Source organism: Rhodoferax sp., from assembly GCF_034520025.1.
Lineage (GTDB): Bacteria > Pseudomonadota > Gammaproteobacteria > Burkholderiales > Burkholderiaceae_C > Allorhodoferax.
The window spans coordinates 621,617-640,638 of record NZ_JAXHNZ010000002.1 but is presented as its reverse complement, the minus strand read 5'-3'; the positions used below and the strand labels follow the sequence as shown (position 1 = coordinate 640,638).

Genomic DNA, 19,022 nt, shown 5'->3' with positions numbered 1-19,022 from the left:
CCCGACACGGAGCTGATCAATTCAGAGAAAAAATTCAGTGTGTCTGCAAGCGCTGCAAAGCGTCATAGGTCACCAGTAGCACCTGGTCTTCACCTGCGCTTGTTTCGAGCCAGACGACTTCAAGATCCGGGAAAGCCGCTTCAAAAAACTCCCGTTCGTTACCGATTTCCAGTACCAGGACCCCATCCTCAGTCATCTTCGAACACACGCTACTCAAAAGAGTGCGGACAAAGTCCATGCCATCCCCGCTACCACTGGCTTGGTTACCGTCCAGGGCAATAAAGGGCTCGGCTTTGTATTCGGCAGGCAGCGCAGCCATACTTTGGGCATTGACATACGGTGGGTTGCACAGAATCAGGTCAAACGTGTCGTGTACCGCGTTCAAACCGTCGGACTGCACCAGCGTGATGCGCTCCTGCATCGCGTGTTTGTCAACGTTGATACGTGCTACCGCCAAGGCATCTGCAGAAATGTCGGCGGCAGCCACCACCACATCGGGGTACACCATCGCAGCCAGAATACCTAGGCTGCCATTGCCGGTGCACAAATCCAGCACTTTGTGGGTGCTCTCCAAGAGCCAGTAGTCGATACCGCCGTCCACCAGCAGCTCTGCAATCAGCGAGCGCGGAACAATTACGCGCTCGTCGACGTAAAACGGCACACCCTGCAACCACGCCTCACGGGTCAGGTAGGCAGCAGGCTTGCGCGTGTTGATGCGCGCTCCTAAAAGCGTAGCGGCTTGCGCATATTCTTCGGGGGCTACCGACCGTTTTGATGCTTCATCATCGGGGCCGAGCGGGGTATCAAGCTGCAGGTTCAGAGCATGCAACACCAGCCATGCTGCTTCGTCTGCCGCATTGGTGGTGCCGTGCCCAAAAGACACGCCGGCTTCCTCAAGTCGCTGCTTGGATTCCGCAACCAGTTCCAACAAGTTCATGCCGCACCCGCCTTGTTCAGGTTTTCGAGCACACGGCGATAAATGTTTTTAAGCGGCTCGATATCTGCCACCTTCACATGCTCATTGATTTTGTGGATGGTGGCGTTTGGTGGGCCGACTTCGACGACTTGGGCGCACACTTGGGCAATGAACCGCCCGTCACTGGTGCCGCCGGTGGTGGAGAGTTGGGTCTCGATACCGGTTTCCGACCGGATGGCATCTCGCACCGCATCCACCAGCGGGCCGGGTGTCGTCAAGAATGGAAGGCCGCCTATGGTCCAGACGAGGTCGTAGTCAAGCTCGTGCTTGGCCAACACGCTGGCCAATCGCTTTTGCAAGCTCTCCGGCGTGGATTCAGTCGAAAAACGGAAATTGAAGTCAATCACCACATGACCCGGGATGACGTTGCTCGCGCCAGTTCCGCCGTGAATGTTGCTCACCTGCCAAGTCGTGGCCGGGAAGTAGTCATTGCCCTTGTCCCATTCAATGCCTACCAATTCGGCAAGGGCAGGGGCTGCCAAATGGATGGGGTTTTTTGCCAAATGCGGGTAGGCAATATGACCTTGCACCCCCTTGACAGTGAGCTTGCCGCTCATGGTCCCACGGCGCCCATTTTTGATCATGTCACCGGTGCGCTCGACCGAGGTGGGTTCACCCACGATGCAATAGTCCAGCACCTCGCCGCGCGCTTGCAGCAACTGGCACATCACCACGGTGCCGTCGAGTGCAGGTCCTTCTTCGTCGCTAGTTAACAGCAACGCGATGTTGAGGTCGGGGGCAGGGTGTTCCGCCAAAAACTCTTCAATCGACACCACAAAGGCTGCCAGCGAGGTTTTCATGTCACTCGCGCCACGGCCGAACAACTTGCCGTCGCGGTGGCTGGGCACAAAGGCGGGGCTGTCCCATTGGGCTTGCGGCCCGGTGGGCACCACGTCCGTGTGCCCGGCAAAAACCAGCGTCTTTGCTATAAGTTTGTTAGCTGCCTGCGCATTACTTGCGGGGCCTGCAGGTCGTTTTGCCCATAAATTGATGACCCGGAAGTCATCGGGGCCGCTCTCTACGGTTTCACACACAAAGCCCAATGGGCGCAGTCGCTCAGCGATCAAGGCCTGGCAGCCACCGTCGGAAGGCGTCACCGACGCCATGGATATCAGTTGCTCGGTGAGCTGCAGGGTTCTCGTCATCAGTGTTTTACATCCAGGGTAATTTCGGTGAAAGACGCTTCATCGTCTTCCTCCGGCAAGGCGGCGCTCTGCGCGGCCTTAGTGAAGTCGTTTTGCAAACGCCACATCAGGTTGGTGGGCGAGTCCGCATGGGCCAAGCCTTCTTTGCGATCCACCACGCCGTCTCGGATCAAGCGCGCAATGTCCGCCTCGAAGGTTTGAGAGCCCTCTGCCATCGACTGCTCCATCGCTTCGCGCACCGCCGAGAAGTCGCCTTTTTCAATCATTTCGGCCACCAGCTTGGTGTTGAGCAATACCTCTGCAGCGGGGGCACGCAGTCCCGAGGTCGTGCGCATCAAGCGCTGCGACACAATCACGCGCAAGGCTGTGGCCAGATCACCCAACATCGTGGGGCGAACCTCTACCGGGTAGAAGCTCAAAATACGGTTCAGCGCTTGGTAGCTGTTGTTGGCGTGCATCGTAGCCAGGCACAGGTGGCCCGACTGCGCGTAAGCAATCGCGGCTGACATAGTTTCCTGGTCACGGATTTCTCCGATCAGAATGACGTCCGGCGCCTGGCGCAGCGCATTTTTCAGGGCAACTTGCAGAGACTCGGTATCGGTTCCAACTTCCCGCTGGTTGACCACAGACTTCTTGTTCCGGAACAAAAACTCCACCGGGTCTTCAATCGTCAGAATATGGCCTGACACATTTTCATTGCGGTGGTCCAGCATCGATGCGAGGGTGGTGCTCTTGCCGGCACCGGTTGCACCGACCATCAGCAACAAGCCCCGCTTTTCCATGATCAAGTCGGCCAACACCGGCGGCAGTTGCAGGCTGTGCAGCGGGGGCACATCCACGCTGATGTAGCGGATAACCGCCGCAATCGTGCCGCGCTGGCGCATGGCACTTACGCGGAACCGGCCCACTCCGGGAATCGGGAAACCGATGTTGAGTTCGCCGGTTCGCTCCAACTCAGCGATCTGCTGGGGTTGCAGCACTTCCGCCAGCAGGTTTTTAGGCGCATCAGAAGGCAAGGTCTGGCTATTGATCGGGACACATTGCCCGTTGATTTTGATGAGCGCGGGCGCATGGGCCGAGAGGTAGACGTCGGACGCCTTCTTCTCACTCATCAGGCGCAGGATGCGCTCCATCGTGCCAACGGGTTGCGCGGTGCCAGTCGTGGCCATAGTTGCCTTCCGTGGGATGCGCTTAGTCGCGCAACAGATCGTTCAAGCTGGTCGTGGAGCGTGTTTTGGCATCGACCTTTTTCACAATGATCGCTGCATACATGCTGTATTTGCCGTCACCCTTGGGCAGGTTGCCGCTCACCACCACCGAGCCGGCAGGCACGCGGCCATAGCTCACAGTGTCTGTGGCGCGGTCATAAATCGGAGTGCTTTGCCCGATGTACACGCCCATCGAGATCACCGAGTTTTCCTCGACGATCACGCCTTCGACCACCTCGGAGCGCGCGCCTACGAAGCAGTTGTCCTCAATGATGGTCGGGCCCGCCTGCATCGGTTCCAAAACGCCACCAATGCCGACACCACCGGACAAGTGCACGTTTTTACCGATCTGAGCACAAGAGCCCACCGTGGCCCATGTATCGACCATGGTGCCCTCATCCACATAAGAGCCGATGTTGCAATACGACGGCATCAGGATCACTCCTTTGCCCTGGAAACTTCCGCGACGTGCAACCGCCGGCGGCACCACGCGCACACCGGTCGCCTTCAAGGCTTCAGCGCTCATGCCGGCAAATTTGGTAGGCACCTTGTCATAGAAGCCGAGGTCGCCGGATTGGACGATTTCGTTGTCTTTGAGGCGGAAGCTCAACAACACCGCCTTTTTGATCCACTGGTGGGTCGTCCATTGACCCACGCCCTCACGGGTGGCAACACGCAGGCGACCTGCATCGAGTTCATTCAGGACATGTTCCACGGCATCGCGGACTTCAGCAGGCGCGGAGGCCACAGAAATATTCGCGCGGTCTTCCCACGCAGCTTCGATCACGGTTTGGAGTTGTTGTGTCATGGTGTTTTCAGGAGTTAAAGGGGGAGGGGGCTGCGCTGTACTCAAGCTGCCCGGTTTTTCACAAATTGCACGATGCGTTGCGAAGCCTCGACACACTCTGCGGTCTCTGCCACTAGCGCCATGCGGATACGGCCTGCGCCCGGGTTGAAACCGTGGGCTTCACGTGCCAGGTAGCTACCCGGCAACACGGTCACATTGTATTGAGCGAGCAAGTCGCGGGCGAACTCGGTGTCGCTGCCTTTGACATCCGCCCACAAATAAAAGCCGGCATCTGGCAAAGCCACATCCATGACCTCGGCCAGAAGTGGGGTGACCTCTGCGAACTTGGTTCGGTACTTGGCCCGGTTATCAATGACGTGGGCCTCGTCGTCCCACGCGGCAATGCTGGCCGCCTGCACCACCGGACTCATCGCGCTGCCATGGTAAGTGCGGTAGAGCAAGAATTTTTGAATCCAGTGCGCATCGCCCGCGCAGAAGCCGCTTCGCATGCCGGGAACGTTGCTGCGCTTGGACAGGCTGGTGAACGACACCAGATTGTTAAAGTCGGTGCGTCCCAAGCGTGCTGCGGCTTCAAGACCGCCCAGAGGCGCCTCATGCCGGAAATAGATCTCGCTGTAGCACTCGTCCGAAGCAATCACAAACCCGTATTGATCACTCAGGGCAAACAGCTTCTCCCACTCGGAGAGCGGCATCACGGCGCCCGCAGGGTTACCGGGGGAGCATACAAACATCAGTTGGGTGTTTTTCCAGATGGAGGCAGGCACACTGTCCCAGTCCTGGGCGAAATTGCGATCGGCGACGGACGGCACAAAGTAAGGCTGCGCACCACTCAACAGCGCCGCACCTTCGTAGATTTGGTAGAAAGGGTTGGGGCACACCACTTGCACCGTGCCATCGGTAGCCGACGGATTGATGACCACCTGGGCAAAAGCGAACAAGGCCTCCCGTGATCCATTAACCGGCAGCACCTGGGTGGCCGGGTTGAGCGCGAGCCCATAGCGGCGCTGAATCCAGTTGACCATGGATTGACGGAGCTTAGGGTCACCAGCCGTCGCGGGGTAGGCAGCGAGCCCGCTTTCGCCGGACTGGATGGCGTGGCAATAAGCGTCCTTGATCAGTTGTGGCGTCGGGTGGCGGGGCTCGCCGATGCCCAGGCTGATCGGGCTGAAGGCCGCGTTAGGCGTGACTGCGGCAAAGAGCTGGCGCAGGCGTTCAAAGGGGTAGGCCTGCAGGCGGGACAAATTCGGATTCATGGGGCGGCATTATCCCTGAGTCATCGTTAAACTCAGGGGCTGCTGGCCATCGGGTGAGCCCAGCTTTGAATTTGAGGAGTGAGCCATGTCAGCAATCCCATCCCACGGTGATGCCCCACGCTACCTGAATGTTGCGGGTGCCATGGAGCAAATTGGTGATGAAGGCGCGTTGCGAGAGATGCTGCCCATGGTGCTCGAGTCCCTGACTAACGATGTACCTGCCATCACCGAGCTGTTGGCCCGGGGTGATATCAAAGGCGCCAACCACTTGCTACACCCCTTGAAGGGCTTTATTCCGATTTTTTGCACCACCGAGCTGTATGGCAGGGTGTCCGAGGTCGAGCTCATGAGCAAAAAGGGAGACGTTGCCGCGGTGTCTGCCGCTTACGCAGAGTTGGCGCCTGAACTGCTCCGTTTAAAGGCCGAAGTCGCCCAATACCTCGGCCTTGCTGCTTAGGCCGCCTGCTGCTTTCGGGTGTTGAGGGCACCGCGCGGTATCATCCGCGGCTCGGCTGTGTCGGTGTGAGATCGGCAAAGCTCAATAAAATCAAATACTTAGCGTCAATCAAGCTCCACCGTGCGACTCAATTCCATCAAGCTCTCGGGCTTCAAGTCATTTGCTGAACCCACGAACTTCCTGCTGCCTGGGCAACTGGTCGGGGTGGTGGGGCCGAATGGCTGCGGCAAATCCAACATCATGGATGCGGTGCGATGGGTGCTCGGTGAAAGCAAAGCCAGTGAGTTGCGCGGCGAGTCGATGCAGGACGTGATCTTCAATGGCACCACGACCCGCAAACCTGCCAGTCGATCCAGCGTGGAATTGGTGTTTGACAATGCCGATCACCGCGCCGGCGGACAGTGGGGCCAGTTTGGTGAAATTGCAGTCAAACGGGTGTTGACCCGCGACGGCACCAGCAGCTATTTCATTAATAACCAGCCGGTGCGCCGCCGCGATGTGCAGGACGTGTTTCTTGGCACCGGCTTGGGGCCGCGCGCCTACGCCATCATCGGCCAGGGCACGATCAGCCGGATTATTGAATCCAAACCCGAAGAGCTGCGCCTATTCCTTGAGGAGGCAGCCGGGGTCTCCAAATACAAAGAACGACGTCGCGAAACTGAAAATCGCCTGTCTGATACCCGCGAAAACCTGACCCGGGTCGAAGACATCTTGCGCGAACTGGGGAGCAACCTAGACCGTCTCGAAAAGCAGGCCGAGGTCGCGCAAAAGTACAACGCCTTGCAGGCCGAGGTCACCCTGAAGCAGCATCAGCAGTGGTTTTTGAAGCGGGCTGAGGCCTTGGCCGACAAAGCCAAAGTGCAAACCGAGGGGCTTGCCGCAGTGAATGCGCTCGAAGCGCGTATGGCCGATCTGCGCCATATTGAAGCTGATCTGGAAACCGTGCGCCAAGCGCATTACGCAGCGGGCGATCAGGTTAACCAAGCCCAAGGCTTGCTGTACGAGGCCAGCACCGATGTCGGTCGCCTGGAGGCCGAAATCCGCTTTGTGGTGGAAGGGCGTCAGCGGGTGGAGCAGCGCCTGATCACGTTGAAAGAGCAAATCGCCCAGTGGGCTACCCGCAAAGACGACGCCCAGAACGAAATGGAGCGTTTGGCCGAGCTGGCCGCTATGGGAGAAGAGCAGACCGAGTTGCTAGCCGCCCAGGTCGAAGAACAGGCGCAACAGCTACCCGATGTGGAGGAGGCACTGGCCGAAGCCCAAGGCGCCGCCAACGACCAGCGCGGCGCGGTCACTCAAGTGCAACAACAGATCCAGGTCTTGGCTGCGGAGCAGCGTGGCATCGAAGAGCAAAGCCGCCAGCTGGGTAGCCGCCGTGACCGGCTTTCCACCGACCGCAACGCGCTGTCTGCCCCGGACGAATCTCGCTTGCAGGGTCTTCAAGAGCAGTTGGAAGTGGCGCAGGAAAGCCATCAAATTGCGGATGCCCGCCTGCAAGAGTTGCAAGAAGCGGTGCCCCAGTTGGACGAAGCCCGCAAAGAACAGCAAAGCCGGGTCAACGCCGAGTCTTCGCGCCAATCCGACCTGTCCGCCCGGCTCGAGGCCCTCAAAGCCCTGCAAGAAAAAGTCAAGACGGACGGCAAGTTGCAGCCTTGGTTGGCCAAACACGGCCTCGACCATTTGCAGGGACTGTGGAGCCGCATCCATATCGAACAAGGCTGGGAAAACGCGCTCGAAGGTGCGCTGCGCGAGAGACTAGGCGGGCTGGAGGTGTCCCGCCTTGACATGCTCAAAGCCTTTGCCCATGAAGGCCCCCCCGCCAAACTCGCGTTTTACAGCCCGCCTTCGGCGCAGGTCTTCGAGCCCTCAGGCCGTTTGCCGCGCTTGTCTGACTTGCTGCGCGTGCACGACGCGGGCCAAAAAGCGGTGCTCACCGACTGGCTGCACGGCTGTTACACCGCCAGCAGTTTTGAAGAAGCGCTGGGCCAGCGTGAGCAATTGGCTGCCGGCGAGAGCATCTTTGTCAAATCGGGCCATGTGGTTACCGCCCATAGCGTGAGCTTCTACGCCCAAGACTCGGAGCAGGCAGGCTTGTTGGCGCGCGCGCAAGAGATTGAAAACCTCGAAAAGGAAGTCCGCGCCCAGGTGCTGATCGCCGATGAATCCCGGGTCGCACTGAGCCGCGCCGAGAGCGCCTATGCCGAGAGCGCCCAGCGCTTGGTGAGTGCCCGCCGCGAGGCCGCGGAAACCCAGAGTCGTGCGCACGAGCTGCAAGTGGAGACACTCCGCCTGTCCCAGATGTTGGAGCAAACCCGTGCCCGCAGTGCGCAAATCGCAGCAGACATGGCCGAGGTGGAAGCCCAGCTCGACGATTTACAAGAGCGCCGTGTCGAGGCAGAGGCCCGCTTTGAGTCCTTGGACATGCAGCTGGCCGATAGCCAGGAGCGCCACGCCCAACTGGACGAGCGGGTCATCGAGCTCCAAGGCAAGTTAAACCAGTGCCGCGAACAACAGCGCAGCCTCGAGCGACAGGCGCAAGAAGCAGTGTTTGCCCAGCGCAGTTTGCAAGCCCGCAATGCCGAACTCGCGCGCGCCATTGAAACCGCCATCCAGCAAAACCAGAGCATTCAGGCCGAAGAGCAGCGGGCGCAGGATGAGCTGAATCGTCTGACCGACGCCGCTGCGCAAGCAGGGCTGCAAAACGCCCTGGCGTTGAAGCTAGAACGGGAGCAGGCCCTCGGTGCCAAGCGCAGCGAATATGACGACCTGACCGCCAAGCTGCGCGCCAGTGACGAGCGCCGCTTGCAACTTGAACGTGAACTCGACCCTTTGCGCCAGCGCATCACCGAATTCCAGCTCAAGGAGCAAGCAGCGCGCTTGGGCTTTGAGCAATACGAGAACCAACTTGCCGACGCGCAAGCCGATCTCGTCGCAATCGAGCAGAGCATCAAAGATGGCAATGTGCGGCTATTTGGCATGCAAGGCGACATCGACCGCCTAAATCGCGAAATCACAGCGCTGGGTGCCGTGAACCTGGCAGCGCTGGAGGAATTGGCTGCGGCCCGCGAGCGCAAGCAGTTCCTCGATATGCAAAACGTCGATTTGACCCAGGCCATGAACACCCTGGAAGACGCGATCCGCAAGATCGACGCAGAAACCCGCGAACTCTTGTCAGGCACCTTTGACCAGGTGAACGCTCATTTCGGCCGCATGTTCCCTGAGCTCTTCGGCGGTGGTAATGCGCGCCTCGTCATTACCGGTGATGAAATTCTGGACTCCGGTGTGCAGGTGATCGCCCAGCCGCCTGGCAAGAAAAACCAGACGATTCACTTGCTGTCGGGCGGTGAAAAAGCATTGACTGCGATCGCGCTGGTATTTGCGATCTTCCAACTCAACCCCGCACCTTTTTGTTTGCTCGACGAGGTGGACGCGCCGCTGGATGACGCCAACACCGAGCGTTACGCCAAGCTGGTCTCCGCCATGAGCAAGGGAACCCAATTCCTGTTTATCAGTCACAACAAAATCGCCATGGAAATGGCAGAGCAACTCATCGGCGTCACGATGCAGGAGCAAGGCGTCTCGCGCATCGTCGCAGTGGACATGGAGTCTGCAGTGCACCTTGCTGAGCTTGCCTGAACGGTCACTACATCACTATGAGCAACTTACAAATCGGTTTGGCCATCGCAGGTGGCATCGTGTTGGCCGGAGTCGTGGCCCACGGTGCCTGGTCCTCGCGCCGCAGTGCGCCCCGCCAGGCCCAGCCACCCCAAGAGCCGATAGACGACACCTCGGCCATGGAGCCGGGTCTGACCGAGGTAGACGCGGATACCCCCGCCTTCCACCTGCCCCGGCCACCGGCGCGGCCCGCCATGGACTCCCTGATCGATGTGATTGCCACCATCGCCTTGGACCCGGCAACACCGGCAGTCTCTGGCGACGCCGCTTTGGCCGCCATGCCCGCCACCCGGCGTGCGGGCACCAAGCCTTTCTCGGTGGAGGGCTTCAACCTGAACACCCAGGTCTGGGAAGTGCCCGCCGCTGGGCAGCGCTACGGGGGCTTTCAAGCAGGTGTACAGCTGGCGAACCGCTCTGGCGCGCTCAACGACATTGAGTATTCCGAATATGTGGTTAAGACCCAAGCCTTTGCCGATGCGATCAACGCCACGCCTGAGTTCCCTGAAATGATCGACGAAGTGGCCCGCGCCCGCGAGCTCGACCACTTTGCCAGCGCGCACGACGCTCAGCTCGGCTTCACCATCCGCGCCCGCAATGCGTCCTGGAGCCCCGGCTATATCCATCAAAATGCCGCACGCCTTGGCTTTGTGGCCGGTGCAATACCCGGCCGCATGGTGCTTCCGGCAACGGCCGAGGGCTTGCCACCGGTGTTGGTGCTGGGTTTCGATTCGCAAGCCGCGCTTGCAGACGACCCGGCCCAAAGTGCGATCCGCGAGCTCTCCTTGCACCTTGATGTGGCGCAGGTGGATCGTGGCGAGCAGCCGTTTGTCCGGATGCGGGAAACCGCCAATGCCTTGGCGCAGGCCATGGAAGGCGTGGTCACCGACGACCACGGTCAACCATTGGCGCCCCAAACCATGGACATGATCGCCGCCGACCTGCAGGTGCTTTATGACACGCTGGAGCAGCGCGATATTGCCGCCGGCTCGCCGATTGCGCGCCGCCTTTTCAGCTAAGTTTTTTCTTCTTTATGGCTACGCTGGACTTGTTTTCACTAGAGCCGGCACAGCCGGATACCGCTGCCCACCAACGCCTCTTGGCCCTGCGCGAGCAACTGCACGCCCATGGCCATGCGTATTACGTCCTCGACGCCCCCACGGTGCCGGATGCGGAATACGACCGGCTGTTTCGGGAGCTCCAAACTTTGGAAGCAGCCCACCCGGAATGGGCCAGCACTGACTCCCCGACGCAACGGGTAGGAGGCAAACCCCTCGATGCCTTCACCAGCGTGCGACACGCGGTGCCCATGCTCAGCATCCGGACCGAAACCGACACCGAATCGACCGGCGCCCTGGCCTTTGATGCCCGGGTGCGCAAGGAGCTGGAGCTCAGCGATTCGGATGCCGCGGTGGAATATGTGGCAGAGCTCAAGTTCGACGGCTTGGCCATGAACCTGCGTTACCACCAGGGTGTATTGGTGCAAGCAACCACCCGTGGTGATGGCGAATACGGCGAAGACGTAACCCAAAACATCCGCACCATCGGCCAGATCCCCTTGCGCCTGCCCGAGGGTGTGCCGCCGGTGCTGGAAGTGCGTGGTGAGGTGTACATGCGCCGCGATGACTTTGAGACCCTGAATGAGCGCCAGCGCAACCGGATTACGGCCGGCGAAAAAGGGGAAAAGACCTTTGTGAACCCACGCAACGCCGCTGCCGGCGCGGTGCGGCAACTCGACCCGGGCATTGCAGCGCAGCGCCCCTTGAGCTTTTTCGCCTACGGGCTTGGTGAAGTCACACCCGCTACCGCAGGCGGCCCGCAGTTCGGCACCCATTTCGCCATGCTCCAAACCCTCAAATCATGGGGTTTTCCGGTCGCAGCCGAGGTGGATATTGCGCGAGGCGCTACTGAATTGATAGCATATCACCAGCACATCGGTGCGCGGCGCGATACCTTGCCGTTTGACATTGACGGTGTGGTCTACAAGGTCAACAGCCTCGCGCTCCAGCAACGCCTGGGTTTTGTGACCCGGGAGCCCCGCTGGGCGGTCGCGCACAAATACCCGGCCCAAGAACAGCTCACTACGGTGCTGGCGATCGATGTGCAGGTTGGCCGCACCGGCAAGCTCACGCCGGTTGCCAAGCTGGCCCCGGTATTTGTGGGCGGGGTGACCGTTACCAATGCCACCCTGCACAACGAGGACGAGGCCCGCCGCAAAGATGTGCGGGTGGGCGACACCGTCATTGTTCGACGGGCCGGCGATGTCATTCCCGAAGTGGTCTCGGTAGTAGCCGAAAAGCGGGTGGCTGATGCCACGCAGTTCACCATGCCGCATAGCTGCCCGGTGTGCCAATCAGCGGCCGTGCGGGAAGAGGGCGAAGCGGACTACCGCTGTACCGGTGGTCTGTTTTGCAGCGCCCAACGCAAGCAGGCCATCCTGCATTTCGCCCAGCGCCGCGCGGTGGAAGTCGAAGGCTTGGGTGACAAGCTGGTCGAGCAGCTGGTAAATGCAAACGTCATCCGTAATTTGCCCGACCTCTACCGGCTCGGCCTGAACGCGCTGGCCAGCCTGGACCGGATGGCCGACCGGTCGGCCCTCAACATCATGGATGCGCTGGAGAAATCCAAGCGCACTACCTTGCCTCGCTTTTTGTTCGGGCTGGGCATACGCCATGTGGGCGAAGCCACTGCCAAAGAGTTGGCGCGGCATTTTGGCACTCTGGATGCCGTGATGGACGCGACGGAAGATGTCTTGCTTGGGGTGTCCGACGTAGGGCCGATCGTGGCCAAAAGTATTCGCACCTTCTTTGAGCAGCCCCACAACCGTGAGGTGGTCGAGCAACTACGCGCCTGCGGCGTGACTTGGCCTGAGGGCGCACCGGCTGACGCCGGCCCCAAGCCTTTGGCGGGCATGACACTGGTGCTAACCGGAACGCTGCCGACCCTCGGGCGCGATGCGGCCAAAGACCTGATCGAGGCCGCTGGTGGCAAGGTTAGTGGCTCGGTCAGCAAAAAAACCAGCTACGTCGTAGCAGGGTCTGAGGCCGGAGGCAAGCTGGACAAAGCCCGCGAGCTGGGCCTGGCGGTGCTGAATGAAGCCGGTTTATTGGAGTTGCTGAAATGACAGTCCGCGACATTCTCAAAATGGGCGATGCCCGCTTGCTGCGCACCGCGCAGCCGGTCACTGCCTTCGACAGCGATGGGCTGCACCTTTTGGTTACCGACCTGCTGGACACCATGCGGGCTGCGAATGGCGCCGGTTTGGCTGCCCCGCAAATCGGGGTCGACCTGCAAGTGGTGATTTTTGGCAGCAACGATCGCAACCCGCGCTACCCGGACCGGCCGGTGGTGCCACCTACGGTGTTGTGCAATCCGGTGATCATCCCGATAGGTGAGGCCGAAGAAAGCGACTGGGAGGGCTGCTTGTCGGTACCCGGCCTGCGGGGCCAGGTGCCACGTTGGACCCATATCCGCTACACCGGTTTTGACCATTACGGCGACGCCATCGACCGCACGGTAGAGGGCTTCCACGCGCGCGTGGTACAGCACGAGTGCGACCATTTGTGGGGCAAGCTGTACCCGATGCGTATGCGCGACTTGTCCCAGTTCGGGTTCACCGAAGTCTTGTTTCCGGGGATTGAGGCGGCCGAAGACGACTAAGTGCGTATTCCAGTTAACAACGCCACCCGTTCCAATCGATAGCTGGCCACCGTTTTCACGCACCTCGTTCTGTACCCGCATTGGGCCAGAAGCGGGCATTCGCGAGTGACCGATCTTGGATCCCCGCGTGTTGGCCGTGCAGGACTGGGAGAGTGCGACGCAACCTTGCAAGCTCGCCTCCCATTTCACATTTGGCTTCGTTGATGAAGCGTTGAAGTCCGCTGCTCCGCAAGGAGCCCACGCGCTGGAAGCGCAGTGCTAGACTGACAGGTCCTCGCGGTTTCTTGCTGAACGGCAAGAATGAAAAGGGAACGACAGAACGGTTGAGTTTCAACCCGTGCTGTGGCTGCCCCCGCAACTGTGATCGGCAAGTTTCATGTCCACCACGCCACTGGCTTCGCGCTGGGAAGGCCGACATGCAAACGACGACCCGAGAGCCAGGAGACCTGCCCTGAGGAAGTGACCTATGTAAGGGCGGGGTGTCCCTGTGCGAGTGTCGTTTTTTCTCATGGCAGACGGGCTCGCCGGTGCTGTCTCCGTCCTATGGCTCCAACCAGGGGGCGGCCTATTGCATAAACGATTTCTGGCCGCGCTCCGCCTCCATTATTTTTGGAGGATGAATGTCTGACTTGGCTGAAACACATGCACCGGATATCCCGGCGATACCGGTCCCCCCGGTTTCTGGCACAGAACCTTCCCGGATGTCTGTGGTTGACATGGTCTGGCCGGACCAGTCCAACCACCATGGAACCCTGTTCGGTGGCGCCGCCTTGGCTGCGCTGGATCGCCTGGCTTTCATCATGGGCAGCAAGGTGCTGCGCGGAACGGTGGTGACCGCCGCCGTCAGCCGCCTGGACTTCGCGGCGCCGGCGCCCGCAGGCCATCTGATCGAGTGCAATGCGGAGGTGGTGCACCGCGGGCGCAGGTCGGTGACCCTGAAAACTGAGCTGGTCGCCGAGGCTTTGCTGACCGGTGAGCGCACACGCTGTCTGTCGGGTGACTTTGTGATGGTCCGCCAACAGGCGCCCGAGGAGACTTCATCAGCCCTTGCACCAACAGCTGCGGATGCGGGTGGTTTCCTGCAGGAAATATCGGATCGAACTGTGGTTCGATTGGCAGAAATCGTCTTTCCGGGCCATGCCAATCATCGGGGAATTCTGCATGGTGGCCCCGCCATGGCTTGGCTGGCCAAGGCGGGGTTTGTCGCCGCAACCCGCCATATGCGCCGCACGGTGGTGATGGCCAGCAGCGAACGCATGGATTTTGTGGCCCCGGCCCACGTCGGTGAGGTGGTTGAGGTAATAGCCCACGTTACGCGCGTTGGCAACCGATCCATCACCGTGCAGGCGGACATGTGGTCGGAGTCTCCCGTCACCGGCGCACGCCGTTTGTGCACTTCTTCGAGTCTGGTCTATGTATCCGTTGATCACTGAAATCGGCACTCTGGATGTCGGGCACCGCCATGCGCTGCAACTGCATCTGATGACGCTGGAAAAGGACGATCGCTATGCCAGGTTCGGGCGTACCTTGTGCGATGACGCCGTGTTGGCGTGGGTGCAGGGCATGGACTGGAAACAGTCACGGTGGTGGGGCGCGTGGTCGGCTGCCGACATCGGACTGCTGGGTGCATTGCAGCTCACGCCAACTTCATATCCTGGGGTCAATGAATTGGCCTTGACGGTGCATCCCAAGGCTAGACGCCTGGGCGTGGCGACTTCCCTATTGAAATACGTTGTGGAAACACGTACGGATGCCAACCTGGCGACGCTGGTGTGTGAAAACGGTCACCCTGCTATCTTGCGCATGGCAAAGGCCTTGGGTTGGAACGTGCGCCTGCAAGAAGAAGCGCCCCGTGTGTGGCTGGAATTGCCAGCGCACATTAATTGACGCAATCCCGGGAGCGCTTGTTTCCGCTCGATAGCGGCATTCACCCTTTGGCGCCTTGCGCTATGGTCATAGCAGCAGGCTGGCGGGCCAGTTCAATAAAAGCCCGCACATAGTCGATGCCGGTTTCCGACTCACGCGCCCCTAGAAAGATCTGCTTGGCGATGCCGCGTGCGCCCAACCGCACAGGCATCACGTCCATCCTGGCCGCGTATTCCTCCACCAGCCAGCGCGGCAGTGCGGCCACACCGCGGCCGCTGGCCACCATCTGCACCATGATGTCGGTGGTCTCAATCGCTTTGTGGCGCTTGGGCGTGACACCGGCGGGCAACAAGAACTGGTTGTAGATGTCCAGGCGCTCAATGTCTACGGGGTAGCTGATGAGCACTTCCTGGGTCAGCTGCTGGGGCTTCACATAGGCAGCCGTTGCCAGGGCATGGCCCTTGGCCACGACCAGCACCTGCTCGTAGTCGAAAACAGGCACGAACTTCAGCCCCGGCTTGAACAGCGGGTCGGGCGTGACCAGCAGGTCGATCTCATAGCCGAAGAGCGCACCGATCCCGCCAAACTGGAACTTCTGCTTGACGTCCACATCCACGTCGGGCCATGCGGCCAGATACGGCGACACCACTTTCAGCAACCACTGGTAGCAAGGGTGGCATTCCATGCCGATGCGCAACGCACCGCGCTCGCCCTGCGCGAATTGGCCCAGGCGCTCTTCGGCCAGGCCCAGTTGCGGCAGCACCCGGTTTGCCACCGCCAGCAGGTACTGGCCAGCCTGCGTCAGGCGCAGGCTTCGCCCCTCGCGCAACCAGACGTCGGTACCCAGTTGCTGCTCCAGCTTTTTCATGCTGTGGCTCAGGGCCGATTGGGTCAGATTCAGCACGCCTGCGGCTGCCGTCAAAGAACCTTGTTTCTCAACCTGCTGAACGATGTTCAGGTGCATGCGCTCCAGCATTCGAATGATCCTAATTCATGGATTAATGAGAAAAGACCATTTTACTTCATGATTTGCCGCCGGTAGCATCCGCTCCATTGTTTAAATATGAAAGCATGCATGACACGTTTACTCCGCTTAGTAGCCGTTTCCGGCGGGCTGCAACGCCCCTCCAAGGCTGCAGCACTGGCAGAGCACCTGCTGGACCTGATCGCAGATGAAGTCCCTTGCGAGCAACACCTGATCGAACTGGGTCAGCTCGCACCGCAGTTTGCCGGCGCAACATGGCGCTCTCAATTGCCCGCCATGGTGGAGCGGGAGCTTGTCGCGGTCGAACAAGCGGACGTGTTAGTGGTGGCAACACCGGTCTACCGGGGCTCTTACACGGGGCTGTTCAAACACTTCTTCGACTTCATTCACCAGGATGCCTTGATCGACAAGCCCGTGTTGCTGGCGGCCGCCGGCGGCAGCGAGCGCCATGCTTTGGTGATCGACCACCAATTGCGGCCGCTGTTCAGCTTCTTCCAGGCACGCACATTGCCGCTGGGTGTCTACGCGACCGACCAGGATTTTGTCGAGTACCAACTTCAGAACGAGGCCCTGATCCAGCGCGCCGCATTGGCTGTGCAACACGCATTGCCCTTGGTGGAAATGACGAACCAAGCCAAGCCCTATTTGGCCGAAAAAATGCTTGCGGCCTGAAACAAGAGTCGCCCCTCCAGCACAACCTAACTAACAAGATCGCCATGAACGAAGAACTCAGCTTTCACCTCAAAAGCATCCGTTTCGATGAGAACTATCACCCATCGGACAGCACGCGCATCACCACCAACTTTGCCAACCTGGCCCGGGGAGCGAGCCGGCAACAGAACCTGCGCAACACGCTGAAGATGATTGACAACCGCTTCAATGATTTGGCGCATTGGGACAATCCGACCGGCGATCGTTACGCCGTTGAGCTGGACATTATCTCCGTCGAGATGAGTATCGAAGCCAAGCGCATCACCGATGCATTTCCGTTGATTGAAATACTCCAGACCAGCATCCACGACAAGCGAGAAAACAAGCGCATAGCCGGCATTGCGGGCAACAATTTCTCATCCTACGTGCGCGACTACGACTTCAGCGTCGTGCTACCGAGCCACAACCTCAACCGGGCGGAATTCAGTGTGCCGGACGACTTTGGCGACCTGCACGGCAAGCTGTTCAAGCAATTTGCCAACTCGCGCGCTTACCAAGAGCGCTTCAACAAGCCGCCGGTAATCTGCATTAGCGCGTCGACCAGCAAGACCTACCAACGCACCGGCAACCAGCACCCCGCACTGGGTGTGGAATACCAACAAAATGAACTGTCGTCTACCGACCAATACTTCGCAAAAATGGGCATGCAGGTTAGATTTTTCATGCCACCGAATGGCGTTGCGCCACTGGCTTTCTACTTTCACGGCGACCTGCTGGGCGACTACACCAACTTCGAGTTGATCGGCACCATCAGCACCATGGAAACCTTTCAGAAAATTTACCGCCCTGAAATCTATAACGCCAATTCTGCAGCGGGGAGGCTCTACCAACCGAGCCTGAAGAACCAGGATTACTCGGTGACGCAGATTGTGTATGACCGCGAAGAACGCCGCCAGATGGCTGTGAAGCAAGGCAAGTTTGCAGAGGAGCATTTCATGAAACCATATGGCAACGTCCTTAGCCACTGGGCTGCCAGTGTCGCGCTCTGACCCACTCACCACCTCCAATCTCTTTTTCTTGAAAGTAGTTCTCTGATGTTTGAAACCTCCATCGCTGGCAGCTTGCCGAAACCCGCCTGGCTGGCCGAAACCAACAAGCTCTGGCCCCAGTGGATGGCCGAAGGCGATGCACTGCGCCAGGCCAAAGCCGACGCGACCTTGCTGTGGATCAAGGCCCAAGAAGACGCAGGCCTGGACATCGTGGGCGACGGTGAGCAATCGCGACAGCACTTTGTGCACGGCTTCCTGGAGCAGGTCGAGGGCATCGACTTCGAGCACAAGGTGAAGATGGGCATCCGCGACAACCGTTACGACGCGATGGTGCCGCAGGTGGTCTCAAGCCTGCGCCTGAAAGGCCGCGTGCATGCCTTCGAGGCCCAACTGGCGCGCGCACACACCAAAAAGAAGCTGAAGTTCACCCTGCCCGGCCCCATGACCATCGTTGATACGGTGGCCGACCGTTTCTACGGTGACAAGGTGAAGATGGCTTTCGCGTTTGCCGAGCTGCTCAACCAGGAAGCGCTTGCGCTGCAGGCAGATGGCGTGGACATCATCCAGTTCGACGAGCCCGCCTTCAATGTCTACATGAAGGATGCCGCCGACTGGGGCGTGAAAGCGCTGGAGCGTGCGGCGCTGGGCCTGACCTGCACGACAGCGGTCCACATTTGTTACGGCTACGGCATCAAGGCCAATACCGACTGGAAAAACACCTTGGGCGAAGAATGGCGCCAGTACGAGGCCGTGTTCCCCGCGCTAGCCAAGAGCAGCATCGACCAAGTGAGCCTGGAGTGCATCCACTCCCACGTGCCGCCTGACCTGATGAAGCTGCTGGCCGGCAAGGACGTGATGGTCGGCGTGATCGATGTGGCCAGCGACGTGGTCGAGACACCCGAGGAGGTGGCCGACACCATAGCCCGAGCGCTAGAGTTTGTGCCGAAAGAGCGGCTGTTCCCTTGCACGAATTGCGGCTTGGCGCCCATGGGGCGGGACGTGGCGTGGCGCAAGCTGCAGGCGCTGGCAGAGGGCACGCGGCTGGCTAAGGAGCGGCTTGCCACAGCATGATTTCTCCATAACAGGATTTAGCCGGATGCATTCCGGCTGCCCATAGTCCTCTCTCTGGTGGTCCACCCTGAATGACCGGTATCCGGCAATAAGCATGGAGCTCTCAAGTTCCGCTTTGGGTAGTTTGCGGGTACTGGCCAGGATGTGTGAAACGAATGGCCGGCTACTGAGTGGAACGGGTGACCTGGTTTCAATTGGAATGGATGTCCGGGTTTGGATTT

Annotated in this window: 16 protein-coding genes and 1 riboswitch; of the genes, 10 read left to right on the top strand and 6 right to left on the bottom strand. The window is 59.8% G+C overall.

Features of this window, described 5'->3' with window-relative positions; genetic code table 11:
- Positions 1 to 34: 34 nt before the first annotated feature.
- Genes prmB through dapC form a run of 5 tightly spaced genes read right to left on the bottom strand, consistent with a single transcriptional unit; the run spans position 35 to position 5,390 of the window.
- The gene (prmB, locus tag U5L73_RS11210; RefSeq protein WP_322562426.1) at positions 35 to 937 is read right to left on the bottom strand and encodes a 50S ribosomal protein L3 N(5)-glutamine methyltransferase; all 903 of its coding nucleotides are present in this window, start codon (positions 935 to 937) and stop codon (positions 35 to 37) included.
- Positions 934 to 2,121 carry a succinyl-diaminopimelate desuccinylase gene (dapE, locus tag U5L73_RS11205; RefSeq protein ID WP_322562425.1) on the bottom strand — a complete coding sequence of 396 codons (1,188 nt, stop codon included), beginning with the start codon at positions 2,119 to 2,121 and terminating at the stop codon, positions 934 to 936. Before dapE ends, prmB begins: the two co-directional genes overlap by 4 nt.
- Positions 2,121 to 3,290, bottom strand: a complete 1,170-nt coding sequence (locus U5L73_RS11200) for a PilT/PilU family type 4a pilus ATPase (RefSeq protein WP_322562424.1) — start codon at positions 3,288 to 3,290, stop codon at positions 2,121 to 2,123. The genes dapE and U5L73_RS11200 overlap by 1 nt, the downstream gene beginning before the upstream one ends.
- 22 nt (positions 3,291 to 3,312) lie before the next feature.
- The gene (gene dapD, locus U5L73_RS11195) at positions 3,313 to 4,137 is read right to left on the bottom strand and encodes a 2,3,4,5-tetrahydropyridine-2,6-dicarboxylate N-succinyltransferase (RefSeq protein WP_322562423.1); all 825 of its coding nucleotides are present in this window, start codon (positions 4,135 to 4,137) and stop codon (positions 3,313 to 3,315) included.
- 41 nt (positions 4,138 to 4,178) lie between these two features.
- On the bottom strand, positions 4,179 to 5,390 hold the full coding sequence (gene dapC / locus U5L73_RS11190; RefSeq protein ID WP_322562422.1) for a succinyldiaminopimelate transaminase: 1,212 nt from the start codon (positions 5,388 to 5,390) through the stop codon (positions 4,179 to 4,181).
- 85 nt (positions 5,391 to 5,475) lie between these two features.
- Here dapC and U5L73_RS11185 point away from each other — a divergent pair, with 85 nt between their 5' ends.
- From U5L73_RS11185 to U5L73_RS11155, 7 genes are all read left to right on the top strand, one after another.
- Entirely contained in the window at positions 5,476 to 5,847 is a 372-nt protein-coding gene (locus tag U5L73_RS11185; protein WP_322562421.1) for an Hpt domain-containing protein, read from the top strand.
- Between the two features lie 120 nt (positions 5,848 to 5,967).
- On the top strand, positions 5,968 to 9,483 hold the full coding sequence (gene smc, locus U5L73_RS11180; RefSeq protein WP_322562420.1) for a chromosome segregation protein SMC: 3,516 nt from the start codon (positions 5,968 to 5,970) through the stop codon (positions 9,481 to 9,483).
- Positions 9,484 to 9,500: 17 nt separating this feature from the next.
- On the top strand, positions 9,501 to 10,538 hold the full coding sequence (locus U5L73_RS11175) for a cell division protein ZipA C-terminal FtsZ-binding domain-containing protein (protein ID WP_322562419.1): 1,038 nt from the start codon (positions 9,501 to 9,503) through the stop codon (positions 10,536 to 10,538).
- A gap of 14 nt (positions 10,539 to 10,552) precedes the next feature.
- Positions 10,553 to 12,643 carry an NAD-dependent DNA ligase LigA gene (gene ligA / locus U5L73_RS11170; protein ID WP_322562418.1) on the top strand — a complete coding sequence of 697 codons (2,091 nt, stop codon included), beginning with the start codon at positions 10,553 to 10,555 and terminating at the stop codon, positions 12,641 to 12,643.
- A complete protein-coding gene (gene def / locus U5L73_RS11165; protein ID WP_322562417.1) occupies positions 12,640 to 13,179 on the top strand; it encodes a peptide deformylase in 540 nt (179 codons plus the stop codon). Before ligA ends, def begins: the two co-directional genes overlap by 4 nt.
- Positions 13,180 to 13,439: 260 nt before the next feature.
- A riboswitch (cobalamin riboswitch) is annotated at positions 13,440 to 13,648 on the top strand.
- 232 nt (positions 13,649 to 13,880) lie between these two features.
- A complete protein-coding gene (locus tag U5L73_RS11160; RefSeq protein ID WP_322562416.1) occupies positions 13,881 to 14,612 on the top strand; it encodes an acyl-CoA thioesterase in 732 nt (243 codons plus the stop codon).
- Positions 14,593 to 15,066, top strand: coding sequence for a GNAT family N-acetyltransferase (locus U5L73_RS11155; RefSeq protein WP_322562415.1), 474 nt, complete (start codon positions 14,593 to 14,595; stop codon positions 15,064 to 15,066). The genes U5L73_RS11160 and U5L73_RS11155 overlap by 20 nt, the downstream gene beginning before the upstream one ends.
- 40 nt (positions 15,067 to 15,106) lie before the next feature.
- Here the strand turns inward: U5L73_RS11155 and U5L73_RS11150 are convergent, their stop codons facing one another.
- A complete protein-coding gene (locus U5L73_RS11150) occupies positions 15,107 to 16,021 on the bottom strand; it encodes a LysR family transcriptional regulator (protein ID WP_322562414.1) in 915 nt (304 codons plus the stop codon).
- A gap of 99 nt (positions 16,022 to 16,120) precedes the next feature.
- Here U5L73_RS11150 and msuE point away from each other — a divergent pair, with 99 nt between their 5' ends.
- Genes msuE through U5L73_RS11135 form a run of 3 tightly spaced genes read left to right on the top strand, consistent with a single transcriptional unit; the run spans position 16,121 to position 18,801 of the window.
- Positions 16,121 to 16,702 (top strand): FMN reductase, encoded by a 582-nt coding sequence (gene msuE, locus U5L73_RS11145; protein WP_322562413.1) that lies wholly within the window; start codon positions 16,121 to 16,123, stop codon positions 16,700 to 16,702.
- A gap of 44 nt (positions 16,703 to 16,746) precedes the next feature.
- On the top strand, positions 16,747 to 17,730 hold the full coding sequence (locus tag U5L73_RS11140) for a DUF1852 domain-containing protein (RefSeq protein WP_322562412.1): 984 nt from the start codon (positions 16,747 to 16,749) through the stop codon (positions 17,728 to 17,730).
- A 45-nt stretch (positions 17,731 to 17,775) separates the two neighbouring features.
- Entirely contained in the window at positions 17,776 to 18,801 is a 1,026-nt protein-coding gene (locus U5L73_RS11135) for a methionine synthase (protein ID WP_322562411.1), read from the top strand.
- Positions 18,802 to 19,022: the final 221 nt, after the last annotated feature.

Bases quoted from the DNA above. Each gene is read 5' to 3' on its own strand.
- U5L73_RS11175 (WP_322562419.1), top strand. From the start codon at position 9,501: ATGAGCAACTTACAAATCGGTTTGGCCATCGCAGGTGGCATCGTGTTG.
- prmB (WP_322562426.1), bottom strand. From the start codon at position 937: ATGAACTTGTTGGAACTGGTTGCGGAATCCAAGCAGCGACTTGAGGAA.
- dapE (WP_322562425.1), bottom strand. From the start codon at position 2,121: ATGACGAGAACCCTGCAGCTCACCGAGCAACTGATATCCATGGCGTCG.
- U5L73_RS11200 (WP_322562424.1), bottom strand. From the start codon at position 3,290: ATGGCCACGACTGGCACCGCGCAACCCGTTGGCACGATGGAGCGCATC.
- U5L73_RS11140 (WP_322562412.1), top strand. From the start codon at position 16,747: ATGAACGAAGAACTCAGCTTTCACCTCAAAAGCATCCGTTTCGATGAG.
- dapC (WP_322562422.1), bottom strand. From the start codon at position 5,390: ATGAATCCGAATTTGTCCCGCCTGCAGGCCTACCCCTTTGAACGCCTG.
- def (WP_322562417.1), top strand. From the start codon at position 12,640: ATGACAGTCCGCGACATTCTCAAAATGGGCGATGCCCGCTTGCTGCGC.
- ligA (WP_322562418.1), top strand. From the start codon at position 10,553: ATGGCTACGCTGGACTTGTTTTCACTAGAGCCGGCACAGCCGGATACC.
- U5L73_RS11150 (WP_322562414.1), bottom strand. From the start codon at position 16,021: ATGCTGGAGCGCATGCACCTGAACATCGTTCAGCAGGTTGAGAAACAA.
- U5L73_RS11185 (WP_322562421.1), top strand. From the start codon at position 5,476: ATGTCAGCAATCCCATCCCACGGTGATGCCCCACGCTACCTGAATGTT.
- dapD (WP_322562423.1), bottom strand. From the start codon at position 4,137: ATGACACAACAACTCCAAACCGTGATCGAAGCTGCGTGGGAAGACCGC.
- U5L73_RS11160 (WP_322562416.1), top strand. From the start codon at position 13,881: ATGTCTGTGGTTGACATGGTCTGGCCGGACCAGTCCAACCACCATGGA.
- U5L73_RS11155 (WP_322562415.1), top strand. From the start codon at position 14,593: ATGTATCCGTTGATCACTGAAATCGGCACTCTGGATGTCGGGCACCGC.
- U5L73_RS11135 (WP_322562411.1), top strand. From the start codon at position 17,776: ATGTTTGAAACCTCCATCGCTGGCAGCTTGCCGAAACCCGCCTGGCTG.
- msuE (WP_322562413.1), top strand. From the start codon at position 16,121: ATGACACGTTTACTCCGCTTAGTAGCCGTTTCCGGCGGGCTGCAACGC.